This window comes from Polynucleobacter sp. IMCC 30228 (assembly GCF_021395205.1).
GTDB lineage: Bacteria > Pseudomonadota > Gammaproteobacteria > Burkholderiales > Burkholderiaceae > Polynucleobacter.
This window is the reverse complement of record NZ_JAJVCS010000005.1, coordinates 158909-180077: the sequence shown is the minus strand read 5'-3', so window position 1 is coordinate 180077 and position 21169 is coordinate 158909. Positions and strand designations below refer to the sequence as shown.

Sequence of the window (21169 nt, the reverse complement as noted above, 5' to 3'; positions counted from 1 at the left end):
CTCTAAAACACTAAGCGCGCGCCAACAGATACGGCTAAAGGCATTCCCGCCTGATAACTACTAGCGCTATTAGCAATATTAAAAGTCACATATTGGCGGTTAAATAAGTTCACCACAGAAGCAAAAATTGTCGCCTGCGGGGTAATCTCATAATTGGCTCTAAAGCCAACTACCGCATAAGCTGGCACCGGAAAAGCATGGGCTGTATCCATCCATGAATTTCCCGCATAACGCACGGTTGCAGTCAGGCTGGCTTTAGGTAAGGGGTAATAAGTAATTCCAGCACTGCCCAAATTTTGGGGAACGCCGCCAACTTGGCTATTCGTCGGGTCACTGGTGGCAGTCCAAGTTAGACGGGTCACGGTATAGGTATAGCCACCGTCAAGACTCCAGTGTGAATTAATATCGTGGTGATACTGAAATTCAAGGCCTTGACTTAATAAATTTTGATTATTGGTGAAGTAACTAATCGAACTCGAATTACAAACTCCTGCTCCGCCATTTTTAGTTAAGGGATTGACTGCACCAGAATTACATAAATTTTTAGCCAAAGCCACATCGGTAGAATTTGCCGCCTTCAAGGTGTAATTGGCAACTGCATTGGTAATGTAATTATTAAAAGCAGTGACTTGCGCAAAACCCCCGCCCCAGCGGTAATCGCTTCCGAATTCAAATCCTTTCATCGTTTCTGGAATTAAATTGGGATTAGAGAAGTACCAGCCTGTTGCCGAGCCATAGGTCCGCAAAGTATTGTTTAAGCTGGGCGCGTGATAAGCCTGATAAGCAGCGGCCCGAAAATCCCAATCTTTGCTTGCTGGAAATAAGAGTCCCAGAGAAGGATTGAAGGGGTTCACATTTTGGTTTTTAATGGTTTGCACCGTTTTATTATTGCCATTGGGGCCAGTGTTGTAATACGTGGGTGTTTGACTATTCCACGCATCAATTCTGGCGCCTAAAGTTACCTCAAGAGGAATCGTTGTGCCCTTCGACTTCAATTGCCCCATCAAGCCATAAAAATTTTGCTGACCTTGAGCATAATTAATCGCTGCTACATTACCATTGGTTGTTAAGTTATTGGTGGTATTCGAGGCGGATATATTGCGCGCGTCAATTCCCACAAGATATTGATCAACTAATTTTGATTTTAAATTATGGGTATATTGAGCAGACGCACCAACCGTACTATAGGGATCGGTGTAATTAGCATTGATATAAGGCGTGCCGTTGGCTGCGGTTGAACCGCTTTGTTTATAAAAATGGGTCTTTTCATAAAACGCGTTGACATCAATTTTTTTATCGACATCTAACTTTGTTGTTGCGCCAGCCGCGATATTGGTTTCCTGAATAAAATTGGGTGCGATACTGTAATTGGTACTTAAGTCTTTCATGGTGCTATAGCCGAGCCGAAAAAAACCTGAGGTATCTTGAGTAGGCTTGAAATAATTCTGCAAACGAATATTCGAGTTACTTGCATTATCCGTACCCATGCCGTTTTTTATATTATTAGGTGAGGCCGGTGAAATAGTGGCGTAATTTTGATATCCCAAGGTAGAGAAAAAATCAGCCGAGATACGTGTTTGCAAAGCATCAGATGTGACGATATCTTTTGAAACAGCTACGTTACTGGTATTAAAGGCACCGTAGCTAGCCGAAACATCTTGCGAACTATTTTTTGGCGTTTTGGTATTAATGTTAATCACCCCGCCCATGCCATAGTTGCCCCATAAATTCGAGACGCCTCCACGGACAAACTCAACACTTTCTACTGACGAGAGTGGGACCAAATTCCATTGCACTGTGCCATAGAAGGCATCATTAGCTGGCAAGCCATCAATTAATACTAAGGTACGACCAAAACCTAAACCACGCACGTTAATACTTTGGCCAGTGGGATCTTTTTGATAGTAAGGCACATCATTTAAAAAAGTGCCAGGAACATTTTTTAGCACTTGATCTAAGGTTTGATCAGGCGCCACTTCCAACACTTGCGGAGTCAAAATAGTAGTGTTTAAGGGAATTTGATTGAGTGGCGTATCTGATCTCGTAGCATTGACAACCATATCACTTAATTTTTGATCATAGTTGGCTGGCGGGGCAATTTGTGCGACTGCCAACCTAACTTGCAAGGCAGAAAATAAAACCATCACTAGGATGGCTTGAACACTTTGCCGTATTACTTTCATCGCTCAAACACCGAGATTCATTGCCTTAATTCACGCCGCAAAATTTTGCCTAAATTGGTTTTCGGTAAGCTTTCTTTAAATACGATGTATTTAGGCCGTTTATAGTTAGTAAGTTGGGCTTTACAAAAATTCTGAATACCTTCTTCCGTTAGATTACCCCTTGGTTCGACGGATAGATTCTCGCTTGGATCCGCAGTTACATCCTGTACTACAAATAATTTCACTGCTTCACCTGTTTCTTCGTCTGGAACCCCAATTACCGCACATTCCATTACCCCATCGAGTTGCATTAAAAGCGCTTCTATCTCATTGGGATATACCTTAAATCCAGAAACAATAATCATGTCCTTTTTACGATCAATGATTTTGACGTAGCCATCTGCATTCATCATGCCAATATCGCCTGATTTAAAAAATCCATCTGTCGTCATCGCCTCACGTGTATCTTGCGGCCTATTCCAATAACCTACCATCACTTGCGGTCCGCGAATACAAATCTCGCCCGGCTCGCCAAGCGCGGTCGGCAAACCATCGTCGCCTCTTATTTGGATCTCTGTACTGGGTAACGGTAGACCAATGTGCCCCGTAAATTCCTTAATTAATGGCGTATTTACACACGCCACCGGTGCTGTTTCTGATAAACCATAACCTTCGGCAACGGGTACACCCGTCATTTGTTGCCACAAATCGGCAACGTTTTTTTGCACTGCCATACCGCCGCCAATGGTAACTAGCAAATTGGGGAACTGTAGCTTAGCAAAATTAGGATGGCGCAATAAGGCGGCAAGTAAAGTATTCACTACAGGGAAAAGATGGATTGATGGATTTTTTGCTAACAATTGAATGAAGCCCGCAATATCTTTTGGATTTGGTACCAAAATGTTTAAGGCGCCCCGCTGAATTCCCACTAAAGCACACGCTGTTAACGCAAAGATGTGATACAGCGGTAAAGCACATAAAAACACTAATTGATCATCTTTGCTGACCGTTGCACCAGCTGGCGTTTTTAAGGTCAGCGCTGGCTCTAACCAAACATCAACCTGCAGCATATTGGCCAAGATATTTCGATGCGATAAAACCGCTCCCTTGGAAACTCCGGTTGTCCCGCCGGTATATTGCAAAAAAGCGATATCCGCGGGCAAAATTTGCACCGCCTGTAGTTGCTTCTTTGCGCCAATGTGTAATGCGCTTTTAAAAGCAATGCTACCTTCAAGATGCCAGGCTGGTACAACTTTTTTAACATGACGTAAAACAAAATCAATGGCCCACCCTTTAATGCCAATTAGCTCGCCAATACTAGTAACGATGACCTGCTTCAATTGCATTTGCGGTTCTATGCTTTGATAAACATGAGCAAAATTTTCTAAGATGATTAGGACAGAAGCGCCGCTATCCTGCAATTGATACTCCAACTCGCGGGGGGTATACAGTGGATTAATATTGACCACCACGAAGCCCGCTCTTAATATGCCTAGCATCGCGATCGGGTATTGCAGAACATTTGGCAGCATGATGGCAACCCGCGCGCCGCGCTCTAAGCCTAAGCTTTGTAAATAAGCGGCAAAATCTTGCGAAGCCTGATCGAGCTCGCTAAATGTTAGCGCCTGGCCAAAATATTGATAGGCTTTACGTTGCGAAAAGCGCGTAAACGATTCGCTAAATAAATCAAGTAGCGAGTTATACCGTGAGATATCAATCTGCTGAGGGACTCCCGCAGGATAGTTTTTTAACCACGGCTTATTTAATTCATCTCCCGCCGTATTCATGATGAAGCCCTCTTTCAAGAAACTTAAATCGCTCTGTCAGTTATAGAGTTAAATACTGAAACTGATTAATAGCGATTTTATTTTCTATTGCGGTTCTATTTTCTATTTTGATTTTAATTTTGCTGATGATTTTGTCGTACTTGCTTTAGCTACATGTACCTTAACTACTGACTCAGTTTTGCCCATTAAGGATGCGAGTAAAGGATTTTTTCTGGCGAGTGCATTTTTTTGCGCTGAAGTATCGGCTTTGCCAAGCTGCTTCGCTTTAGTTGCATTTTTCATTTGGTGGGCCACTGCTAGCCCTTGATTTTTATATAGATCCGTTTTTTTCATGATTTTTTTACTTAAAGACGATCGTCAACACCATCTATAAAGCCGCGAATTGCGGTATTAAACGCAGCGGGCTGTTCAATATTAGATAAATGCGCAGCATTTTCAATAATGATCATTTCAGAGTGCTCAATTAAACGATGCAGTACCGTGGCTTGATCAACGGTACAGGCTGGATCTTGTCGACCAGTTAACACCAGGGTTGGCGCTTTAATTTTTAAGAGCATCGCGCTATGCGTCATATCCCGTACCGCACTACCGCAGGCGATATAGCCCTCAACGCCAGTCCCTAAAATCATCTGCCGCACCTTTTCAATTTCCGCTGGTGAGCTATTAATAAAATCATCGAGAAACCAGCGCTTTAGGGTGCCAGGCATCAGCCCCGCTATGCCCTCATGCTTGGCCGTTGCAAAGCGCTCCTCCCACAAATTGCGCGGCGGCATCTCACTTGCGGTATCGCACAATGACAGCGAATAAACTCGCTCTGGAAAACGCGCACCTAATTGCTGACCAATCATGCCGCCCATTGATAAACCAATGAAATGCACTTTGTCTATGTGCAATGCGTCTAACAAACCAATGGCGTCATCTGCCAATTGCGCCATACTGTAAGGTCCGTTAGTTATGCCAGAGCCACCATGACCACGGGTGTCATAGCGCAAAGTACGATATCGATCAGTCAAGGCGGGAATGGTGCAATCCCACATAGCGTAATTCGACATGAGGCTATTACTTAGTAATACAACGTGGCCGTTTTCGGGTCCATCGAAGCGATAAGCTATATCGATGCCGTTCACTTTTATGCTAGTTTTGCTGGTGGTTTGAGCTGAATTTGTCATGGAAATAATTAAGGTTCTATACTTTACGATTATAAGAATGAGGTAATAAAAAGAGTTAGATCATTATCTTACTCAAAATAGCTCAATAAATTACGCCGCACGGCTAACCCTAAGGAGATAGCATGAAGCATTCCAACTGCACTAGAACTAACCCTATAAAGCCTTTTAGCTTGATTTCCCCACGTATTTTTACTCTGCTCATTGCCTTTAGCTCGATTTGTGCAGTTGCTACCCTTTCGGCCTTGTCTTTATATAGCACTAGTGCTCAGGCCCAAAATTACCCGACGCGCACGGTCAAAATGATCGTGCCCCTCACCCCCGGTTCAGGCGCCGATATCGCTGGGCGCATAGCTGCCAAAACCCTGACAGATATATGGAAGCAACCAGTCATTATTGAAAACCGGCCAGGTGCTGGTGGCCTCATTGGTACTGGTGTAGTCGTGAATTCAGAACCAGATGGGTATACCTTGTTAGTACAGTCAGCGTCGTATGCAGCTAATCCGGCTATTTATAAAAAGTTACCCTATGATCTTAAAAGTCTAACTGACGTCAATATTTTAGGAAATAGTCCCTATGCCTTAGTCGTGTCAGCAGAGAGCCCCTATAAAACCATTAAAGACTTAGTCAATGCCGCCAAAGCTCAGCCCGGAATCCTGCCTTTTGCCAGTGCAGGAGTGGGAAGCTCAACCCATCTTGCTGCTGAATACTTTAATCAGACCATGGGCATCAAGATGCTACATGTTCCCTATAAAGGCTCGCCTGAAGCAATCCAAGAAACAATCTCGGGAAGAACTGCCTATTACATGGCGCCATTGCAAACCGCAATTGCACAAATTCAAGGGGGGAAAGTACGCGCGCTTGGTGTAACTAGCGCTACTCGAGCTGAAGCCGCGCCCGAGATACCTACCATTGCGGAACAGGGCTTTCCCAATTTTGAAATTGGTTTGTGGGTTGGCGTTTGGGCGCCCTCTGCTACGCCTAAAGCTGTTCTACAAAAAATCAATACCGATATCAATCGCGCTTTACAAGATCCCGAACTTAAAACTGCTTATGCAAAAGCCGGTATTACGATTAAGTTGATGAATCTAGCTGAGACTGAAAAATTTGTAAATAGTGAAATTACGAAGTACCAAAGGATTGCGAAAGACGCCAATATTGAGCCGCAATAAGCGTGCATTCGGCCCCCCTTTGTCAAGCACCTGCTAGCGAAATACGCTCCCCGCGGAGTGTATTTCCTCGTGGCGCAGTCGATTGTCATGCCCATGTCTGCGGCCCTGCAGCCCAATATCCGTATGCTCAAGAGCGCATCTACACACCTCCGGATGCCAGCCTAGAAGACTATCGATCACTGCTACGGATGTTAGGCGTTGATCGTGCGGTGCTAGTACAACCCAGTGTGTACGGCACCGATAATCGCGCGCTCATTGATGCCCTAAAAACGGATTCAACGCACTTGCGTGGCGTAGCGGTATTACCAATCGATAGCAAGATGGTGAAGGATAAAGAGCTCGAGCGATTACATGCTGTAGGAGTACGTGGTTTACGTTGCAATCTAGTTGATGTCGCCGATCCTTCGGGTAGCTTACCGATTGAAGCGCTGACAAGCTTAGCTCTACAGATCGCGCCATTTGGCTGGCACTTAGAATTACTCATGCATGTGAATGCGTATCCGCAGTTAGCCTCTATCTTTGCGAACTTTCCGGTTGACTTAGTGTTTGGTCATTTTGGTTATTGCCATGCCAAGCACGGCATCCATAATGCGGGCTTTCAAGGACTACTGAGCCTGATGAAAGATCAACGGGCTTGGGTCAAAATGACAGGGCCCTACCGTATTTCTGCGCAATCAGCAGCTGCTACCAAGACAGGCGCAATTGCGGACTTATATGCTGATATGCGCCCTTTTAATGATGCGGTCATTGCCGCTAATGCAAAGCAACTAGTCTGGGGTAGTGATTGGCCCCATGTGATGGTAAAAAACACCATGCCCCATGATGCTGACTTATGTGATCTATTTGGCGACTGGGTCAGTGATGCTCATTTACGCGAAACTATTCTGGTCGATAATCCAGCGATGCTTTATGATTTCTCGTAATAGGCAGTTCGCCTTGCATAAACAAAAAATAACGCCAGGGTAATGAAAGCTACTAAAAATTATGGATATTATGTTAACTGTTTTTTTGGGGGCGCTCTTTATGGTGCTGCCCGTTATAGCGGGACGCTATATGTGGAAAAATTATGATCGTTATTTTGGCCGCAACGATCCCGCTTATATGGATACCCTCTCATATTTCGTGAAGAAATTAGGTCTATCTTTGCTAGTCATCTTTTTAGTTCTAACTTTGGGGATGGTTTTTATCTTTCAAAACCAAGCCCCACTAGCCATTGAAAAAGCAGCGGCAAAAAACACCGTGTCAGCTTCTTTAATTTAATTATTTTTCGAGCGCGCCATACACTAACGCGTTGACTTTCTCACGATGAATTTTACGAATGTCGCCTGGGGCAACTGCCATCATCACTACGACCATTTGCTCTTTGGGATCAACCCAAAAAAGGGTGCCATTAGCACCATTCCATGTGTAGTCGCCAACATTGCCATTAATCGCCGATAGACCGCGCTCCATGCGCACAGCCACACCCAAACCAAAGCCATATCCAACCCGTCCAGGCTCGGTTCCACCAACTAAATTTTTGATGTCTTTGTTTAAATGGTTCGATGTCATAAATGCCACGGTCTGCGGGCCCAGCACCCGCTTGCCATCTAGGCTACCGCCATTCAGCATCATTTGGCCAAAACGAATGTAATCACCTGCTGTAGAAAATGCACAAGAACCACCACAATCAAATTTCACCTTATCAGTCAAAATTTTGATTTTCTGTGGCTTCCCGCTCATTGGATCAAGTGGTAAGGGTTGGGCTAAACGTGCACGCTGGTTATCAGCAACCTGAAAGCTTGTATCGGGCATCACCACTTTTGACCACACCCGCTCTTGCAACACACTACCGAGAGGTTTGTTGGCAATTTTTTCCTCGATTAAACCCAATACGTCAATACCAAAACCGTAATCCCATACTGTACCTGGCTCATAGAGCAAGGGGATGGTCGCAAGCTTATCCATAAACTCTGGGCCGGTGTAATCAAAAGCTGCTGTTACCGAAGCACTTGGAAATAATTTATGTACTGCAGAATTGCCGCGTGCACCATAAGTTAAGCCATTGGTATGGCGCATCAGATCTTGAATCGTAATCGGATTCTTTGCTGGTACCGTGGTCAAGCTGCCATCGGCAGCCACGATACCGACTTTCATATCTTTCATTTGGGGATACCAATTTGAAATTGGTGCATTTAGAGGCATTTTGCCTTCTTCATAAAATGTCAACGCGCCCACTGCGGCCATTACTTTCGTCATCGAAGCTAAATTAAAGATTGCGTCGAGCGGCATTGGCGTATTCGTTGCCTTATTTAAAAAGCCATACGATTTATAGATCACCAGCTTGCCATTTTTTGCCACAGCTAAGACTGCTCCTGGCATCCGATTGTTGGCAATTTCATCGGCAAAGAAAGCATCGATTCGTTTAATACCATCAACACTGACCCCTTGACTCTGGGCATTAGCCATCGGCAAAGGCGGAGTGTTACCAGCTGCATGAGAAATGCCCGATGCTCCAAATAGGGTGCAAGTCATTAGACTAAGTAGGAACTTTGAATTCATGGGGTCTCCGAGTATTGGCCGCTTAATTATTAAAAGAATTTAGCTAGATTCTAACCGTTATTAAAAATCGGCTAACTCTATATACCTAAAATGATATATAAGATCAACTTTATATTATTTAAAGAAATAAGCAGGTTCTAGGACAATCCTTTCCTATGTACCAATATGACCCCATTGACCAAGCCCTCATAGATGAGCGAGTAATTCAATTCCGCGACCAGGTAGAACGCCGCATTAATGGCAGTCTGCCAGAAAGCGAGTTTCGGCCTTTACGCTTACAAAATGGGCTTTATCTACAGCGGCATGCTTATATGCTGCGCGTTGCCATCCCCTATGGCCTTATAAGTAGTAAGCAATTACTTACTTTAGCGGATATTGCCGATCGCTACGACCAAGGATATGGGCATTTCACGACCCGGCAAAATATCCAATTCAATTGGGTTGAACTTGAAAAGACCCCAGATATTTTGGCTGATCTAGCTAAGGTAGAAATGCATGCGATTCAAACCTCGGGAAATTGCATCCGCAATATAACCAGCGACCCCTTTGCTGGTGTTGCTGCCGATGAAGTCGTCGACCCACGGCCAATCTGTGAGCTACTACGGCAATGGTCTACTTTGCATCCAGAGTTTGCCTTCTTACCGCGCAAATTTAAATTTGCCATCAACGGCTCAAAAGAAGATCGCACCGTTCTCTTGTGTCACGATGTTGGTATTCAATTACACAAAGATCATCATGGTGAAATACTGGCTGATATTTATGCCGGTGGCGGAATGGGTAGAACGCCCATTCTAGGTAATTTAGTTCACACCAATTTACCCTGGCAGAAATTACCGAGCTATTTAACGGCATTATTGCGGGTTTATAACCGCTTTGGTCGTCGCGATAATCTCTATAAAGCCCGCATCAAAATTTTAGTGAAGGCCTTAAGTCCGGAAGAGTTTGCGCGCCAGGTGAATATTGAATGGCGCCAAATTCAAGAGAGTGATCACAACTTTACCCCTGCCGAGTGGCAACGCGTTGCACAACACTTTACTAAACCAGCGTATCAAATACTCCCATCACTCGATTCAGCTACGGTTGCATCACAAGCTGATACAAGCTCACGCCCAGCATTCCAGCGTTGGCTCGAGCGTAACGTACGCGCCCACCAAATAGCAGGCTATGCTAGCGTCGTACTTTCCCTTAAACCCCATGCCATACAAGCTCCTGGTGATGCGACTGCCAAGCAAATGCGCGCTATTGCTGGGCTGGCGCAGACCTATAGCTTTGGTGAGTTACGGGTAACGCATGAACAAAATTTAGTGCTTGCTGATGTCGAACAAAGTCAATTATTTGCCCTGTGGTGCGAAGCCAAAAAATCAAATCTAGTTTTACCTAATATTGGCTTACTCACTGACATCATTGCTTGCCCTGGTGGTGATTTCTGCTCATTAGCGAACGCTAAATCTTTGCCTATTGCTAAAGCAATTCAAGAACGCTTTGATAATCTAGATTATTTATTTGATTTAGGTGATTTGTCCGTCAACATTTCGGGATGTATTAATTCTTGCGGGCACCATCATGTTGGTAATATTGGAATTCTGGGCGTCGATAAAGATGGTGAAGAGTGGTATCAAATTACGCTTGGCGGTGAACAAGGTGTAAACGCTGCTATTGGCAAAGTAATCGGGCCATCATTTGGTGCGCTCGATATTCCTACCGTCATGGATGACATTCTTAAAGTGTATGTGAATGAACGCCAGAGTGATGAGCGTTTTATCGATACCTATCGTCGCTTAGGTATTGCGCCATTTAAAACTGCTGCATACCTCAAGCAAAACTTATCAGCGGAGCTTGTATGAAAGCTACAGCGCTAATTGCATATCGCCTGGGTCATCGCGCCACTTTTATTCAGAATGAATGGACTGTTTGGGGCCTACCGTCAGCTGAAGACAAGTCAGACCAAGACACTAGTTCAGACCTGCCCCCAGCGGTAGGCAAGGTGATCATTCCCTTCTCTTGGTGGCTAGAACATCGAAACAACAATGAGATCACCAGGCGGACTGCCCACGGTGAGATCGCAGTGTGGTTTACAGGCACAGATGATGTCCTCGCCCATGCTGCAGTAATTAAAAAGGCATCAGCATGGCCTTTGGTGGCTGTTCATTTCCCTATTTTTACGGATGGCCGCGGCTATAGTACTGCCGCATTGTTACGTGAGCGCTTGCATTGGCAAGGCAATATTTTAGCCATTGGAGATGTGCTGATCGATCAACTACGGCAAATGAGTCGGGTTGGTTTCGATCAATTTTCTTTGCGCGCAGATCAAGATCAAACCCTGGCCTTGAAACAATTCTCGCTCTACAGCGTTAACCTTCAACACGCCTGGCGCGATTCTCGAAGTCAACTTATTCAAGCAGCCAAGCATGACTGTCTTGAAGAAGAATTGCAGGCCGCTTAGTGAGCAAGGTATATTTAGTTGGCGCAGGACCCGGCGCTGCCGATTTAATTACTGTACGCGGAGCGAACTTATTAGCGCGCGCGCAAATTGTGTTTCATGATGCTTTTGTTGAGCCTGAAATGCTTGCTTTGTGTCCCCAAGCGATTCTCGTACCAGTCGGTAAACGCTGCGGGCAATTATCATCATCGCAACGTTTTATTAATAAGCGTTTAGTTGATGCTGCCCAGCGTTATGAAACTGTGGTGCGCTTAAAGGGTGGCGACCCCATGCTATTTGGCCGTGCTGATGAAGAATTACGCGCCCTAGAGGCGGCTGGGGTGCCAACTGAGGTAGTGCCAGGTATTACGGCTGCGCTCGCCGGTGCAGCGGCCATTAAGCAATCGTTAACTTTGCGTGGCGTGGCTCGGAGTGTGGCCTTCATTACTCAAGCGCAAGCAAGTAATATAGTCACAGACTCTGTTGGGCAAATTGCACCCACTTCAAGCCTTCCCAACGCACATGCTACTGCAGATACCTTGGTGTATTACATGGGTCGCAAAGATGCGGCGAGTATTGCCCAAGAATTAATTGCTCAAGGGCGTTCTATTGCTACACCAGTGCATTTATTAGAATCTGTCAGCACTCCACGCGAACGCATCTTTACTACTACTTTAGCTGAACTTGCAGATCATCAATCCGAGTCATGGTTTAACAGTAATTCGCCGCTCTTAATCATGATTGGTGAGGCTTTAAGAAGTAGACAAGAATCTCCAGTGCAGATTCAAGCCGCAGACGCCGTCTTAAATTGCTCGGCTACTGAAATCGATAATGGCTTGCAAGACCTGAGTGTCTTCGCCAACAGCCGACGAAGCGCTTAAAGATGCTTGCGGAAATTGCAGTTGGCAGGCCTCAAGTAATTTGGGGAAATCGTTGCGTAAATGTCCGCCCTGTCCAAAAAATACCGGAATCACTTGAATCGCAGTAGCGCCTTGGCCCACTAATTGAGCAACTGCCTCTGCCAGATTTGGCTCCATCATTTCTAAGAAAGCTACTGCACTCGGAACCTGCGGCTGTTGCTCGCACCATAAAGCACTTAGGCGATCAAACGGCTCACGCCAGCGGGCATCACGCGCCCCATGGCCAAAAAAGATTAGCGCTTTCATCATTATTTTTTAATTTAAATTGAACCTATGGATTTTAATCTGGCTAATGTGCTGTCGTGTATATTTATTCTTTCATTGCCTCCATTAAACTATGTCAAGCTTACTTAATCAAACTTGGGCCATTGCGCTACTTAGCGCCTTACTAATTGGCTCGGTCTTAATGGCAGTGCACCAAGCCGAGGTAATTGCCCATAAGGTTGGCGAACCATTCGGCACGCTAATCTTAGCGCTTTGCGTCACCATTATTGAAGTGGCGCTGATTGTATCGATGATGATCACGGGCTCTGCGGGATCTGAATTAATTGCTCGCGACGCCGTATTTGCCGTGATCATGATTGTGATTAATGGTGTTATCGGCTTATGTATTTTTATGGGTGGTCTGCGCCATAAAGAGTTAAGTTTTCGAATCGAGGGAAGTAATACCGCCCTAGCTGTTCTAGCTGCTCTGGCTATATTTAGTTTAGTCATGCCGGTTGTGACTACCAGCAGTCCAGGGCCAACTTTTAACAATAGTCAGCTGGCCTTTGCTGGTATTGCTTCACTAGCGCTTTATGGGGCATTTGTCTTTTTTCAAACGGTGAGTCATCGTAGCTACTTCTTACCACTTCAGGCTACGCAAAAAATGGCTGGCGTAACGCATGCCCCACACCCGAGCAATCTTAAGGCCATTATTAGTGGCATTCTGCTAATCGTAGCTTTAGTACTAGTGGTGGGCCTAGCCAAAGCCTTAAGCCCTGCTATTGAAGCTGGCGTTATGGCTATCGGCGCACCTAAAGCTGTCGTCGGCATTGCGATTGCCACTTTAGTTCTCTTGCCCGAAGGCCTTGCCGCAGTTAAAGCGGCGCGCGCTAATCAACTGCAAAGTAGTTTAAATTTATCGCTGGGCTCAGCACTTGCTAGTATTGGTTTAACCATTCCTGCGGTAGCCATTATTTCTATTTGGTTTAATTTACCCATTAGCCTTGGCATTAATTCAGTAGGCATCATTTTTCTTTTTCTTACTTTCCTTGTGAGTGTTCTCACTCTCGCCATTGGCCGAACTACCCTCATGCAAGGCGTGGTGCACTTAATTATTTTCTTTGAGTACCTGTTCCTGAGTCTGGTACCTTAACAGCAGTTGCATCAGTAGTTACATCAGCAGCACCAAACAAAATACGACTCACTTCGCTATACCCCAATTCTTCGCGAATGCCGACAAATACCAAGTAGGGCAGAATAATCAGCCAGTAAATAAAGCTGGTAGCTGCTAAGCGGTAGGGGTCACCTTGTTCAAAATTGAGTAGCGATTCCAAAAAGGGTTTGTGATGGAAGAGACCCTCCAAGCCTGCCTCAAAAAAACTAAGGGCTAAGGCTACAACTAAATACACTATCGAGTGCCGCATCAAAATCCAAAAAATAGGCCTCCCCTTACCAAGGGCCATGGGAAATAGACTTTGCCCTAAAAGCATAAATTTTGCGCACAAAGCGGCTTTCACTAAGGCAAAACTGAGCGTCAACAGAGGCAATTCATTAGCGCGCAAAATTGAATTTGATAGTAAAACTAGCGCACTAAACCAAACACTTAAATATAAGAATAGAACAATAAATTTTCTAGTCTCATTGATCGCACTGTTCTTTAGACCCGCTAGAAAACCGGCATGGTGGGGAAATAAGCTCAAGGGGTTCTTTTTCAGGGTTATAAAGACTAAAGAGTAGCAGATCGCTCTTACCCCAAGGCGCAAGAAGCGATCGAAACCTCGTAAAACTTCAATATAATGGCATCTTGCTCTTTTTTAGCTCTTTTATCGCTCTTTTTGTCTTTCTCAGCCATTCCTCATCATTTATTCTCAATGGCAACTATGCTAAGTACTCAAAAAATTAAACAGGCGCTGAAGTGGTTCATCTTGAACACGTTCAACCACTCGATGACTTTTATTAATAAGCATCCCCAATTACGTCAATCCTTATTTAATTTCTTGCGCTCAACTGGCATCTTAAAAATGCTCAAGAAAATGTATTTCAAGCATTTTCTGAAAAAGAATTTACCCTTTTCTCAATACATGATTGGCCCGACGATTGCTATCGATATTACTGAAAAACAAATGACAGCACGTGCCCATGCAATTTATGCTGATTTAAAAAATCGTCTTGCGACAACTAAGCATACGAAGGCTAATTAATGCGCATTGTTATCGATCTACAAGGCGCACAAAGTCTTAGTCGTTTTCGGGGCATCGGTCGTTATTCACTAGCGCTCACCCAAGGCATTATTCGCAACCGCGGTGAACACGAAATTATTTTGGTCTTAAGTGGCATCTTAAGAGATTCTGTGCCTACCATTGTGGAGTTTTTTGCACCTATTTTGTCACGTGAACAGATTCGGGTTTGGTATGCGCCTGGCCCTGTAGCAGAAATTCGTCAAGGTACCGAGCTACGGCGTGAGGCCGCAAAGCGCATGCGTGAAGCTTTTATTACCAGCTTAAAGCCAGATCTGATTCATATCAGCAGTTTTTTTGAGGGCTGGGGTGATGACGCAGTTGCCACCATTGGACCCTTTATGTCCGCAGATGGCCATGAAATTCCCGTAAGCGTCTCACTCTACGATTTAATTCCATTTCTGAATCAAGCAGATTACTTAGACATTATTCCGGGCTATAAATCAATTTATCTAGCGAAAGTGGCCGACCTTAAAAAAGTGCCGCTCTTACTATCCATTTCTGATTTTTCTCGTCAAGAAGGCATCGAACACTTACATATTGCCCCAGAAAAGATTGTGAATATCTCTTCTGCGGCTGATGATTTCTTTACGGATCAAGCCCCTAGTACTGACCCCCAAGCACTTTTTGAAAAGTTTCAGATTACCAAACCGTTTGCTTTGTATACCGGTGGCGCTGATGCCCGTAAAAACCTGAAACGACTACTACTCGCCTACGCCAGCTTATCACCAGCAATCCGCCAGGAACATCAATTAGTTCTAGCAGGGGTCATTGCGCATGAAGAACTCGTCAAATTACAAGAAATCCTGAAGCTCAATGGGATCAAGCCTGGTGAGGTCATTTTTACGGATTACATCACCGATAAAGAACTGCATACGCTGTACTTCACTTGCAAACTCTTCATCTTTCCTTCCTGGCATGAAGGTTTTGGTCTGCCTGCGCTTGAGGCAATGAAATCAGGCGCAGCCGTTATTGCATCAAACGTCACTAGCATCCCCGAAGTGATCGGTATTGACGAGGCGTTCTTCGATCCATTTTCAGTTGAATCGATTGCCCAAAAAATTGCCGCGGGCTTAAGCGATGAAGCCTTACGAACAAGGTTAATTGTCTACGGCAAAGCCAAGGCAAAGGAATTTTCTTGGGATATCACCGGCCAAAAAGCCATGGCAGCATTTGAAAAAGTCTATGCAAAGCATCAAGCTCAATTACAAGCACAAACTACAAAGCCTCTTCCTATCGATATTACTAATGCGGCACTGCGTAATCATGTACTGAATCAACTCATCAGCGATTCGCCTGATGCCGTTTTTCAAAAATACAAGCCTCATAATGAAGACTTACTGCGTTTATCCGTTTGCATTAGTCAAAATTTTCCAGCTGATGATCGTAAACCGCAATTTTTAGTTGATATCTCGCAATTAATTACAGTCGATGAAAAGACGGGTATTCAACGAGTGGTGCGCTCACTGATTACAGAATTTCTGGCAAATCCGCCAGCAAATTGGGACGTGAAGCTTGTCTACTCCGATCGCTTTTCTCTAGGGTATCGCTACGCTACTGAATTTAGTAAGCAATTTTCTCAGCAACCGACAGCTGCCGCCGATGATAGAGTTGATGATCAAGCCGATGATGAGTTAATTGAAACACAACCGGGTGATGTTTTTTTTGGCCTTGATTTGCAATCAGAAAATATTCAAATTCAGAAACAGTATCTTAATGCGCTGTTCATGAATGGCACCAAAATCTATTATGTAGTCTACGATTTACTGCCCTTATATTTTCCTAAAGCTTTTCCTGAAACTGTCGATCACTTGCATGCCCAGTGGCTTAGAGAAATTAGTAAGTACGATGGTATTTACTGTATCTCTAAAGCAGTAGCTGACGAATTTAAGGTCTGGTCGGCCAAAAATATTCCTACGCTTTCGCCAAAATTTGATGTCAATTGGTTTCATCTAGGTGCTGATATTGAAAGCTCTGCGCCCACTAAAGGGATGCCAGCCGATGCGCATGAAGTCATCGCCAAAATTAAGGCGCGCCCCAGCTTTATTATGATCGGTACGATTGAGCCGCGCAAAGGCTATAAGCAGGCGCTAGCTGCTTTTGAGAAACTCTGGGCCAAAGGCGTCGATGTCAATTTAGTCATCATCGGTAAACATGGCTGGCTAATGGATGAATTTGCGAATGATCTGCCAAAACATCCTGAATTTGGTAAACACTTTTTTTGGCTTAACCGCATTAGCGATGAATACCTAGAAGCGCTCTACGCTGCAGGCACTTGTCTACTACTCACCTCTCAAGGCGAAGGCTTCGGTTTACCGCTCATTGAAGCGGCTAGGCGGCATTTACCTATTATTGCCCGTGATATACCGGTATTTAGAGAGGTAGCGGGTGAGCATGCTTATTACTTTCACTGCGATTTAGAGAATGCTGCTAACCCTGCTGATAACACTGTCCCTGCAGCAGAATTCCCCTTGCACAATCTGGCTGAAGCAGACCAAATTGCCAGCAGCATAGAGGCTTGGCTAGCGCTTTATCAGGCTGGAAAACACCCCAAGTCGGATCAAATGCCTTGGCTTACCTGGAAAGAAAGTGCCCAGTCCATTCTGAAAAGCTTATTAAAATAAGGTTTATGAGCAAATTACCTTTGCAAAGCCAACCTCAAACGACCTCATTTAACTCGTTACCCCCCTCCTTGCTTTCGCTTTGGCAGTATCGGGCGTTTATCTTTGGTAGTACCAAGCGCGAATTTCAAATGAAGTATAAAAACTCGCTGCTGGGGTTTGCTTGGCCGATTCTGAATCCTTTAGCACTCATTTTGGTTTATACCTTGGTCTTTTCTAAGATCATGGGTGCTCGTCTACCGGGTGCAGAAAGTATTTACTCCTACAGTATTTATCTTTGTATCGGCATTATTACTTGGAGTTTATTTGCCGAAATTACTTCGCGCTCACAAACTGTATTTTTAGATAATGCCAACCTGCTCAAGAAACTAAACTTTCCACGCCTGTGCCTGCCAGTTGTAGTGATCTTCAATGCATGTCTTAACTTTCTCATTATTTTTGCTTTATTCATTCTTTTTTTGCTAGTTACCAATCAATTTCCAGGCTGGGTCATATTGGCTGTAATTCCCCTGCTACTAATTCAAATTGGCTTTGCAATTGGACTGGGAATTAATTTAGGCGTACTTAATGTATTTTTTCGGGATATTGGTTACTTCTATGGGGTAGCTTTGCAATTTTGGTTTTGGCTCACACCCATTGTGTATTCAGTCAATATTCTGCCGGAAAAAATTCGCCCACTGATTGCTTTAAATCCATTAAGCAGCTTGATGGAGGCATATCAAACGATCTTCATTAATCAACAATGGCCAGAGTGGTCTAGCCTTTGGTACATCATTATTTTGGCCCTCCTACTTAACCTGAATGGGCTGCGTTTATTTCGCAAGCGCTCAGGTGAAATGGTGGATTTACTTTAATGGGCAAAATTGTTGTCTCCAATCTTGGAAAAGCGTATAAACGCTATCCTTCCAAATGGTCGCGTTTAGCCGAGTGGCTTATTCCTTTTAGCGGGCAGCGCCATGAACTGAATTGGGTACTAAGCGATCTTAATTTCAGCGTAAAGCCAGGTGAAGCATTGGGCATTATTGGCATCAACGGAGCTGGTAAGAGCACCTTACTAAAAATGATTGCTGGAACATCACAACCCAGCACCGGCTCAGTTGCTATTTCAGGGCATGTAGCTGCTCTCCTTGAGCTTGGCATTGGCTTTCATCCCGACTTTACTGGCAGACAAAATGCCTATATGGCCGGACAACTCTTAGGCTTTAGTGTGGATGAGATTACTGCGCTGATGCCCGAGATTGAATCGTTTGCTGAAATTGGTGAGTACCTTGATCAAGCGGTGCGCTTTTATTCTAGTGGCATGCAAATGCGCTTAGCCTTTAGTGTGGCGACAGTAAAACGACCCGATGTGCTCATCATCGATGAAGCTCTATCGGTGGGCGATGCCTACTTTCAGCATAAGTGCTTTGATCGCATTCGCGAGTTTCGAGAGCTCGGCACCACTCTTTTGATGGTTTCACACGATAAGCTAGCGATTCAATCGATTTGTGATCGGGCTATTTTATTAAATAAAGGGCAAATCGCCATTGAAGGCGAGCCTGAAGTTGTCATGGATTACTACAACGCCTTATTGGCTGATCGCGAGAGCGAGCATGTGCGGCAAGAGCTCTCTCACCAAGATCCTAGTAAGCCAAATAAAGTGAAAACGATTTCTGGCAGTGGCGAGGCGCTGATTCAGGATGTCGGTTTATTTGCTAATGATGGAAATCGCATCGAAGTAGTCCAAGTTGGGCAAGCGCTTCAACTACACGTCAAGGTTAAATGTATCCAAGCAATTGATGCGCTGGTACTGGGGTATCTATTTAAAGACCGTCTGGGTATGCCCGTTTTTGGCACCAATACCTTTCACCTAGGGCGTCAATTAAGTGATCTGAAGGCCGGCGAAGTAATTGAGTTTAGTTTTCAGTTTATGGCTAATTTTGGTCCTGGCACCTATTCTTTAGCGCTTTCACTGCACGCTAGCGATAATCATATTGCCAAAAACTATGAATGGCGCGATCATGCTTTAGTCTTTACTGTTATCAATCAGCAAGAGCACTTCGAAGGAGTGGCATGGTTGCCATCCACCGTTGAAATCAAACGCTAAATAATGCTAGAAATGATCGAATGAACTCAAAAAATCCGAATTCTATTGGCCTTTATAAAGCTTTTGAGGATCTCCATCGAGGCTCGCACGAGTTAATTAAATCTCGCTTAGGAGTCTATTTACCTTTTATCGAAGTTGTCAAATCAATCTACCCTCCTGCTCCGTCCAGTTCTACAGCTACTGAAGCGATTGAAGCCCTCGATTTAGGTTGCGGCCGAGGAGAATGGCTAGAGCTACTTAAGGAAAACGGGGTCAGCGCTGAAGGCATTGACCTCGATGATGACATGCTCAGTGCATGCAGAGCTCGAGGCTTGAAGGTCGCTACGGGTGATGCAGTGGCCTATTTACAATCTCGGCCTAACAATAGTCGTAGCGTGATATCAGGCTTTCATATTGCCGAGCATCTATCGCTGGATGACTTAAAAATACTGGTCGAGGAATCACTGCGAGTGCTCAAACCTGCTGGGCTACTGATTCTGGAGGCGCCCAACACCGAAAACTTGGTCGTTGGCACCTCGAGTTTTTACCTTGATCCAACTCACCAGCGCCCCTTGCCTTCTCAGTTACTCACTTTTCTAACGGATTATTTTGGTTTTGCCAGATCAAAATTACTTCGCCTCCAAGAGCCAGCTCTATTACGTGATGAATTAACTCCGGTTAGCCTCTTTAATGTATTAAGTGCAGTAAGCCCGGATTACGCGGTGATTGCGCAAAAGCAAGCAGAAACAAATATATTGGCCCGTTTTGATACTTTATTTAATCAGGATTACGGTCTTAGCCTAGCGATTTTAGCGAGTCGCTATCAAGCACACCTCAATGACGTTGAGCGTCAAGTGCAATTTTTGACGGAACGCATAGATAAAATCTGGCGCCTCTTTGCGCCTTTGCGTTGGGTGAAAAACTTATTTAGCAAAGACTCAAAGTAAGCTAAGCATGGATCAGCAAATTAGCTCTCCTATTAGTTCTACTGCAGTTGCAGCTGAGCGTGGGTTAGTCGTCAGCATTCCGCCTCGCTACCTGCCTTTTGCCCTTTTTAATCTCAAGAAGATATATGGTGAATTAGGGTGTCAATTACCCATCGAAATATGGGAAGTAGGCAATGAGCTCAATGCTGATGCCAAAAAACAGTTAAATGCCATTACCGACAAAATTATTTGGCGCAACGTAGCGGAATTCACCCAAGACCTAAAACATTGGCAAGGCTTTCAAGTCAAAGCCTTTATCGTCGCCCATTCTGCGTTTAATGAAGTACTGTTATTTGACGCCGATGGTATTTTTCATCAAAACCCAGAAAATTTATTTTCTGATCCCGAATACCAAAAAACAGGCTATTACCTTTTCCGCGATTTAAAGCGTTGGGTCTTTGAATTTAATTGGTGGGATCGATTGATGTACAAATTAAACCTGCGCCAACCTTTTAAAGGCAATAAATTTCGTAATTATGCGTTCTTTTTGGAGCGCCAAGCGTGGTTGCGTAGATGTTTAAATAATATAAAGCCGAGTAACTTTCCAATCGAGTGGGATTACATTTGGCAAGATGAAATGCCTAAAGAGCCTGTCATCGAGACTTATGTAGATAGTGGTATCGTTGCTATTAATCGGAGTAAGCGTCCAGAAACCATTAAGAAATTATTTGAGCTCAATAATAATCATCCCGTTACCTATAAATATGTCTGGGGAGATAAAGAAACTTTTTGGATTTCAGCCCTCATGGCCGGCGAACCGCTAACCGTGAACCCTAAATGGGCGTATGAAAAAGATGCTGAACAAAATCAAGCATGGAAATCAAAGCAGAATCTAATTTGCCAAGATTGGAACGGCCAACTATTTTTTACCCAAAAGGGTGTAGTGTAG

The 21169-nt window shown here is 44.4% G+C and carries 20 protein-coding genes; 13 read left to right on the top strand and 7 right to left on the bottom strand.

The window, feature by feature from the left end:
* Nucleotides 1–2: 2 nt before the first annotated feature.
* From LZT21_RS10095 to pcaD, 4 genes are all read right to left on the bottom strand, one after another.
* Nucleotides 3–2183: a TonB-dependent receptor gene (locus LZT21_RS10095; RefSeq protein ID WP_233924941.1), complete on the bottom strand. Its 2181-nt coding sequence runs from the start codon at nt 2181–2183 to the stop codon at nt 3–5.
* Between the two features lie 17 nt (nt 2184–2200).
* Nucleotides 2201–3949, bottom strand: coding sequence for an AMP-binding protein (locus tag LZT21_RS10090; protein ID WP_233990643.1), 1749 nt, complete (start codon nt 3947–3949; stop codon nt 2201–2203).
* Between the two features lie 102 nt (nt 3950–4051).
* Entirely contained in the window at nt 4052–4282 is a 231-nt protein-coding gene (locus LZT21_RS10085) for a hypothetical protein (RefSeq protein ID WP_233990641.1), read from the bottom strand.
* Between the two features lie 11 nt (nt 4283–4293).
* On the bottom strand, nt 4294–5118 hold the full coding sequence (pcaD, locus tag LZT21_RS10080) for a 3-oxoadipate enol-lactonase (protein WP_233990639.1): 825 nt from the start codon (nt 5116–5118) through the stop codon (nt 4294–4296).
* A 122-nt stretch (nt 5119–5240) separates the two neighbouring features.
* Here pcaD and LZT21_RS10075 point away from each other — a divergent pair, with 122 nt between their 5' ends.
* The 3 genes from LZT21_RS10075 to LZT21_RS10065 all read left to right on the top strand — a co-directional run bounded on the left by LZT21_RS10075 (nt 5241) and on the right by LZT21_RS10065 (nt 7547).
* A complete protein-coding gene (locus LZT21_RS10075; RefSeq protein ID WP_233990637.1) occupies nt 5241–6287 on the top strand; it encodes a tripartite tricarboxylate transporter substrate binding protein in 1047 nt (348 codons plus the stop codon).
* 2 nt (nt 6288–6289) lie between these two features.
* On the top strand, nt 6290–7210 hold the full coding sequence (locus LZT21_RS10070; protein WP_233990635.1) for an amidohydrolase family protein: 921 nt from the start codon (nt 6290–6292) through the stop codon (nt 7208–7210).
* A gap of 61 nt (nt 7211–7271) precedes the next feature.
* A complete protein-coding gene (locus tag LZT21_RS10065) occupies nt 7272–7547 on the top strand; it encodes a hypothetical protein (RefSeq protein WP_233924947.1) in 276 nt (91 codons plus the stop codon).
* Here LZT21_RS10065 and LZT21_RS10060 read toward each other — a convergent pair whose 3' ends face one another.
* Nucleotides 7548–8828 carry a serine hydrolase gene (locus LZT21_RS10060; RefSeq protein ID WP_233924948.1) on the bottom strand — a complete coding sequence of 427 codons (1281 nt, stop codon included), beginning with the start codon at nt 8826–8828 and terminating at the stop codon, nt 7548–7550.
* 155 nt (nt 8829–8983) lie between these two features.
* Here LZT21_RS10060 and LZT21_RS10055 point away from each other — a divergent pair, with 155 nt between their 5' ends.
* Genes LZT21_RS10055 through cobA form a run of 3 tightly spaced genes read left to right on the top strand, consistent with a single transcriptional unit; the run spans nt 8984 to nt 12128 of the window.
* The gene (locus tag LZT21_RS10055) at nt 8984–10672 is read left to right on the top strand and encodes a nitrite/sulfite reductase (protein ID WP_233990633.1); all 1689 of its coding nucleotides are present in this window, start codon (nt 8984–8986) and stop codon (nt 10670–10672) included.
* Entirely contained in the window at nt 10669–11271 is a 603-nt protein-coding gene (locus tag LZT21_RS10050) for a DUF934 domain-containing protein (protein WP_233990631.1), read from the top strand. Before LZT21_RS10055 ends, LZT21_RS10050 begins: the two co-directional genes overlap by 4 nt.
* Nucleotides 11271–12128 (top strand): uroporphyrinogen-III C-methyltransferase, encoded by an 858-nt coding sequence (cobA, locus tag LZT21_RS10045; protein WP_233990629.1) that lies wholly within the window; start codon nt 11271–11273, stop codon nt 12126–12128. The genes LZT21_RS10050 and cobA overlap by 1 nt, the downstream gene beginning before the upstream one ends.
* On the opposite strand, the gene LZT21_RS10040 is transcribed toward cobA, so the two are convergent.
* A complete protein-coding gene (locus LZT21_RS10040) occupies nt 12051–12416 on the bottom strand; it encodes a sirohydrochlorin chelatase (RefSeq protein ID WP_370634821.1) in 366 nt (121 codons plus the stop codon). The two genes, cobA and LZT21_RS10040, sit on opposite strands and share 78 nt — an antisense overlap.
* 88 nt (nt 12417–12504) lie before the next feature.
* Between LZT21_RS10040 and LZT21_RS10035 the strand changes: the two genes are divergently transcribed.
* Nucleotides 12505–13524 carry a calcium:proton antiporter gene (locus tag LZT21_RS10035; protein ID WP_233935395.1) on the top strand — a complete coding sequence of 340 codons (1020 nt, stop codon included), beginning with the start codon at nt 12505–12507 and terminating at the stop codon, nt 13522–13524.
* Here LZT21_RS10035 and LZT21_RS10030 read toward each other — a convergent pair.
* The gene (locus LZT21_RS10030) at nt 13484–14071 is read right to left on the bottom strand and encodes a hypothetical protein (RefSeq protein ID WP_233990627.1); all 588 of its coding nucleotides are present in this window, start codon (nt 14069–14071) and stop codon (nt 13484–13486) included. The two genes, LZT21_RS10035 and LZT21_RS10030, sit on opposite strands and share 41 nt — an antisense overlap.
* Before the next feature lie 225 nt (nt 14072–14296).
* On the opposite strand from LZT21_RS10030, the gene LZT21_RS10025 reads away from it, so the two are divergent.
* From LZT21_RS10025 to LZT21_RS10000, 6 genes are read left to right on the top strand one after another with little or no spacing between them, the layout of a single operon-like run.
* The gene (locus LZT21_RS10025; RefSeq protein WP_233990625.1) at nt 14297–14572 is read left to right on the top strand and encodes a hypothetical protein; all 276 of its coding nucleotides are present in this window, start codon (nt 14297–14299) and stop codon (nt 14570–14572) included.
* A complete protein-coding gene (locus LZT21_RS10020; RefSeq protein WP_233990623.1) occupies nt 14572–17232 on the top strand; it encodes a glycosyltransferase family 1 protein in 2661 nt (886 codons plus the stop codon). Before LZT21_RS10025 ends, LZT21_RS10020 begins: the two co-directional genes overlap by 1 nt.
* Before the next feature lie 5 nt (nt 17233–17237).
* The gene (locus LZT21_RS10015) at nt 17238–18083 is read left to right on the top strand and encodes an ABC transporter permease (protein ID WP_233990621.1); all 846 of its coding nucleotides are present in this window, start codon (nt 17238–17240) and stop codon (nt 18081–18083) included.
* The gene (locus LZT21_RS10010) at nt 18083–19315 is read left to right on the top strand and encodes an ABC transporter ATP-binding protein (protein ID WP_233924962.1); all 1233 of its coding nucleotides are present in this window, start codon (nt 18083–18085) and stop codon (nt 19313–19315) included. The genes LZT21_RS10015 and LZT21_RS10010 overlap by 1 nt, the downstream gene beginning before the upstream one ends.
* 20 nt (nt 19316–19335) lie before the next feature.
* Nucleotides 19336–20241 carry a bifunctional 2-polyprenyl-6-hydroxyphenol methylase/3-demethylubiquinol 3-O-methyltransferase UbiG gene (locus tag LZT21_RS10005; protein ID WP_233990619.1) on the top strand — a complete coding sequence of 302 codons (906 nt, stop codon included), beginning with the start codon at nt 19336–19338 and terminating at the stop codon, nt 20239–20241.
* Between the two features lie 7 nt (nt 20242–20248).
* A complete protein-coding gene (locus LZT21_RS10000; protein WP_233990617.1) occupies nt 20249–21169 on the top strand; it encodes an alpha-1,3-mannosyltransferase family protein in 921 nt (306 codons plus the stop codon).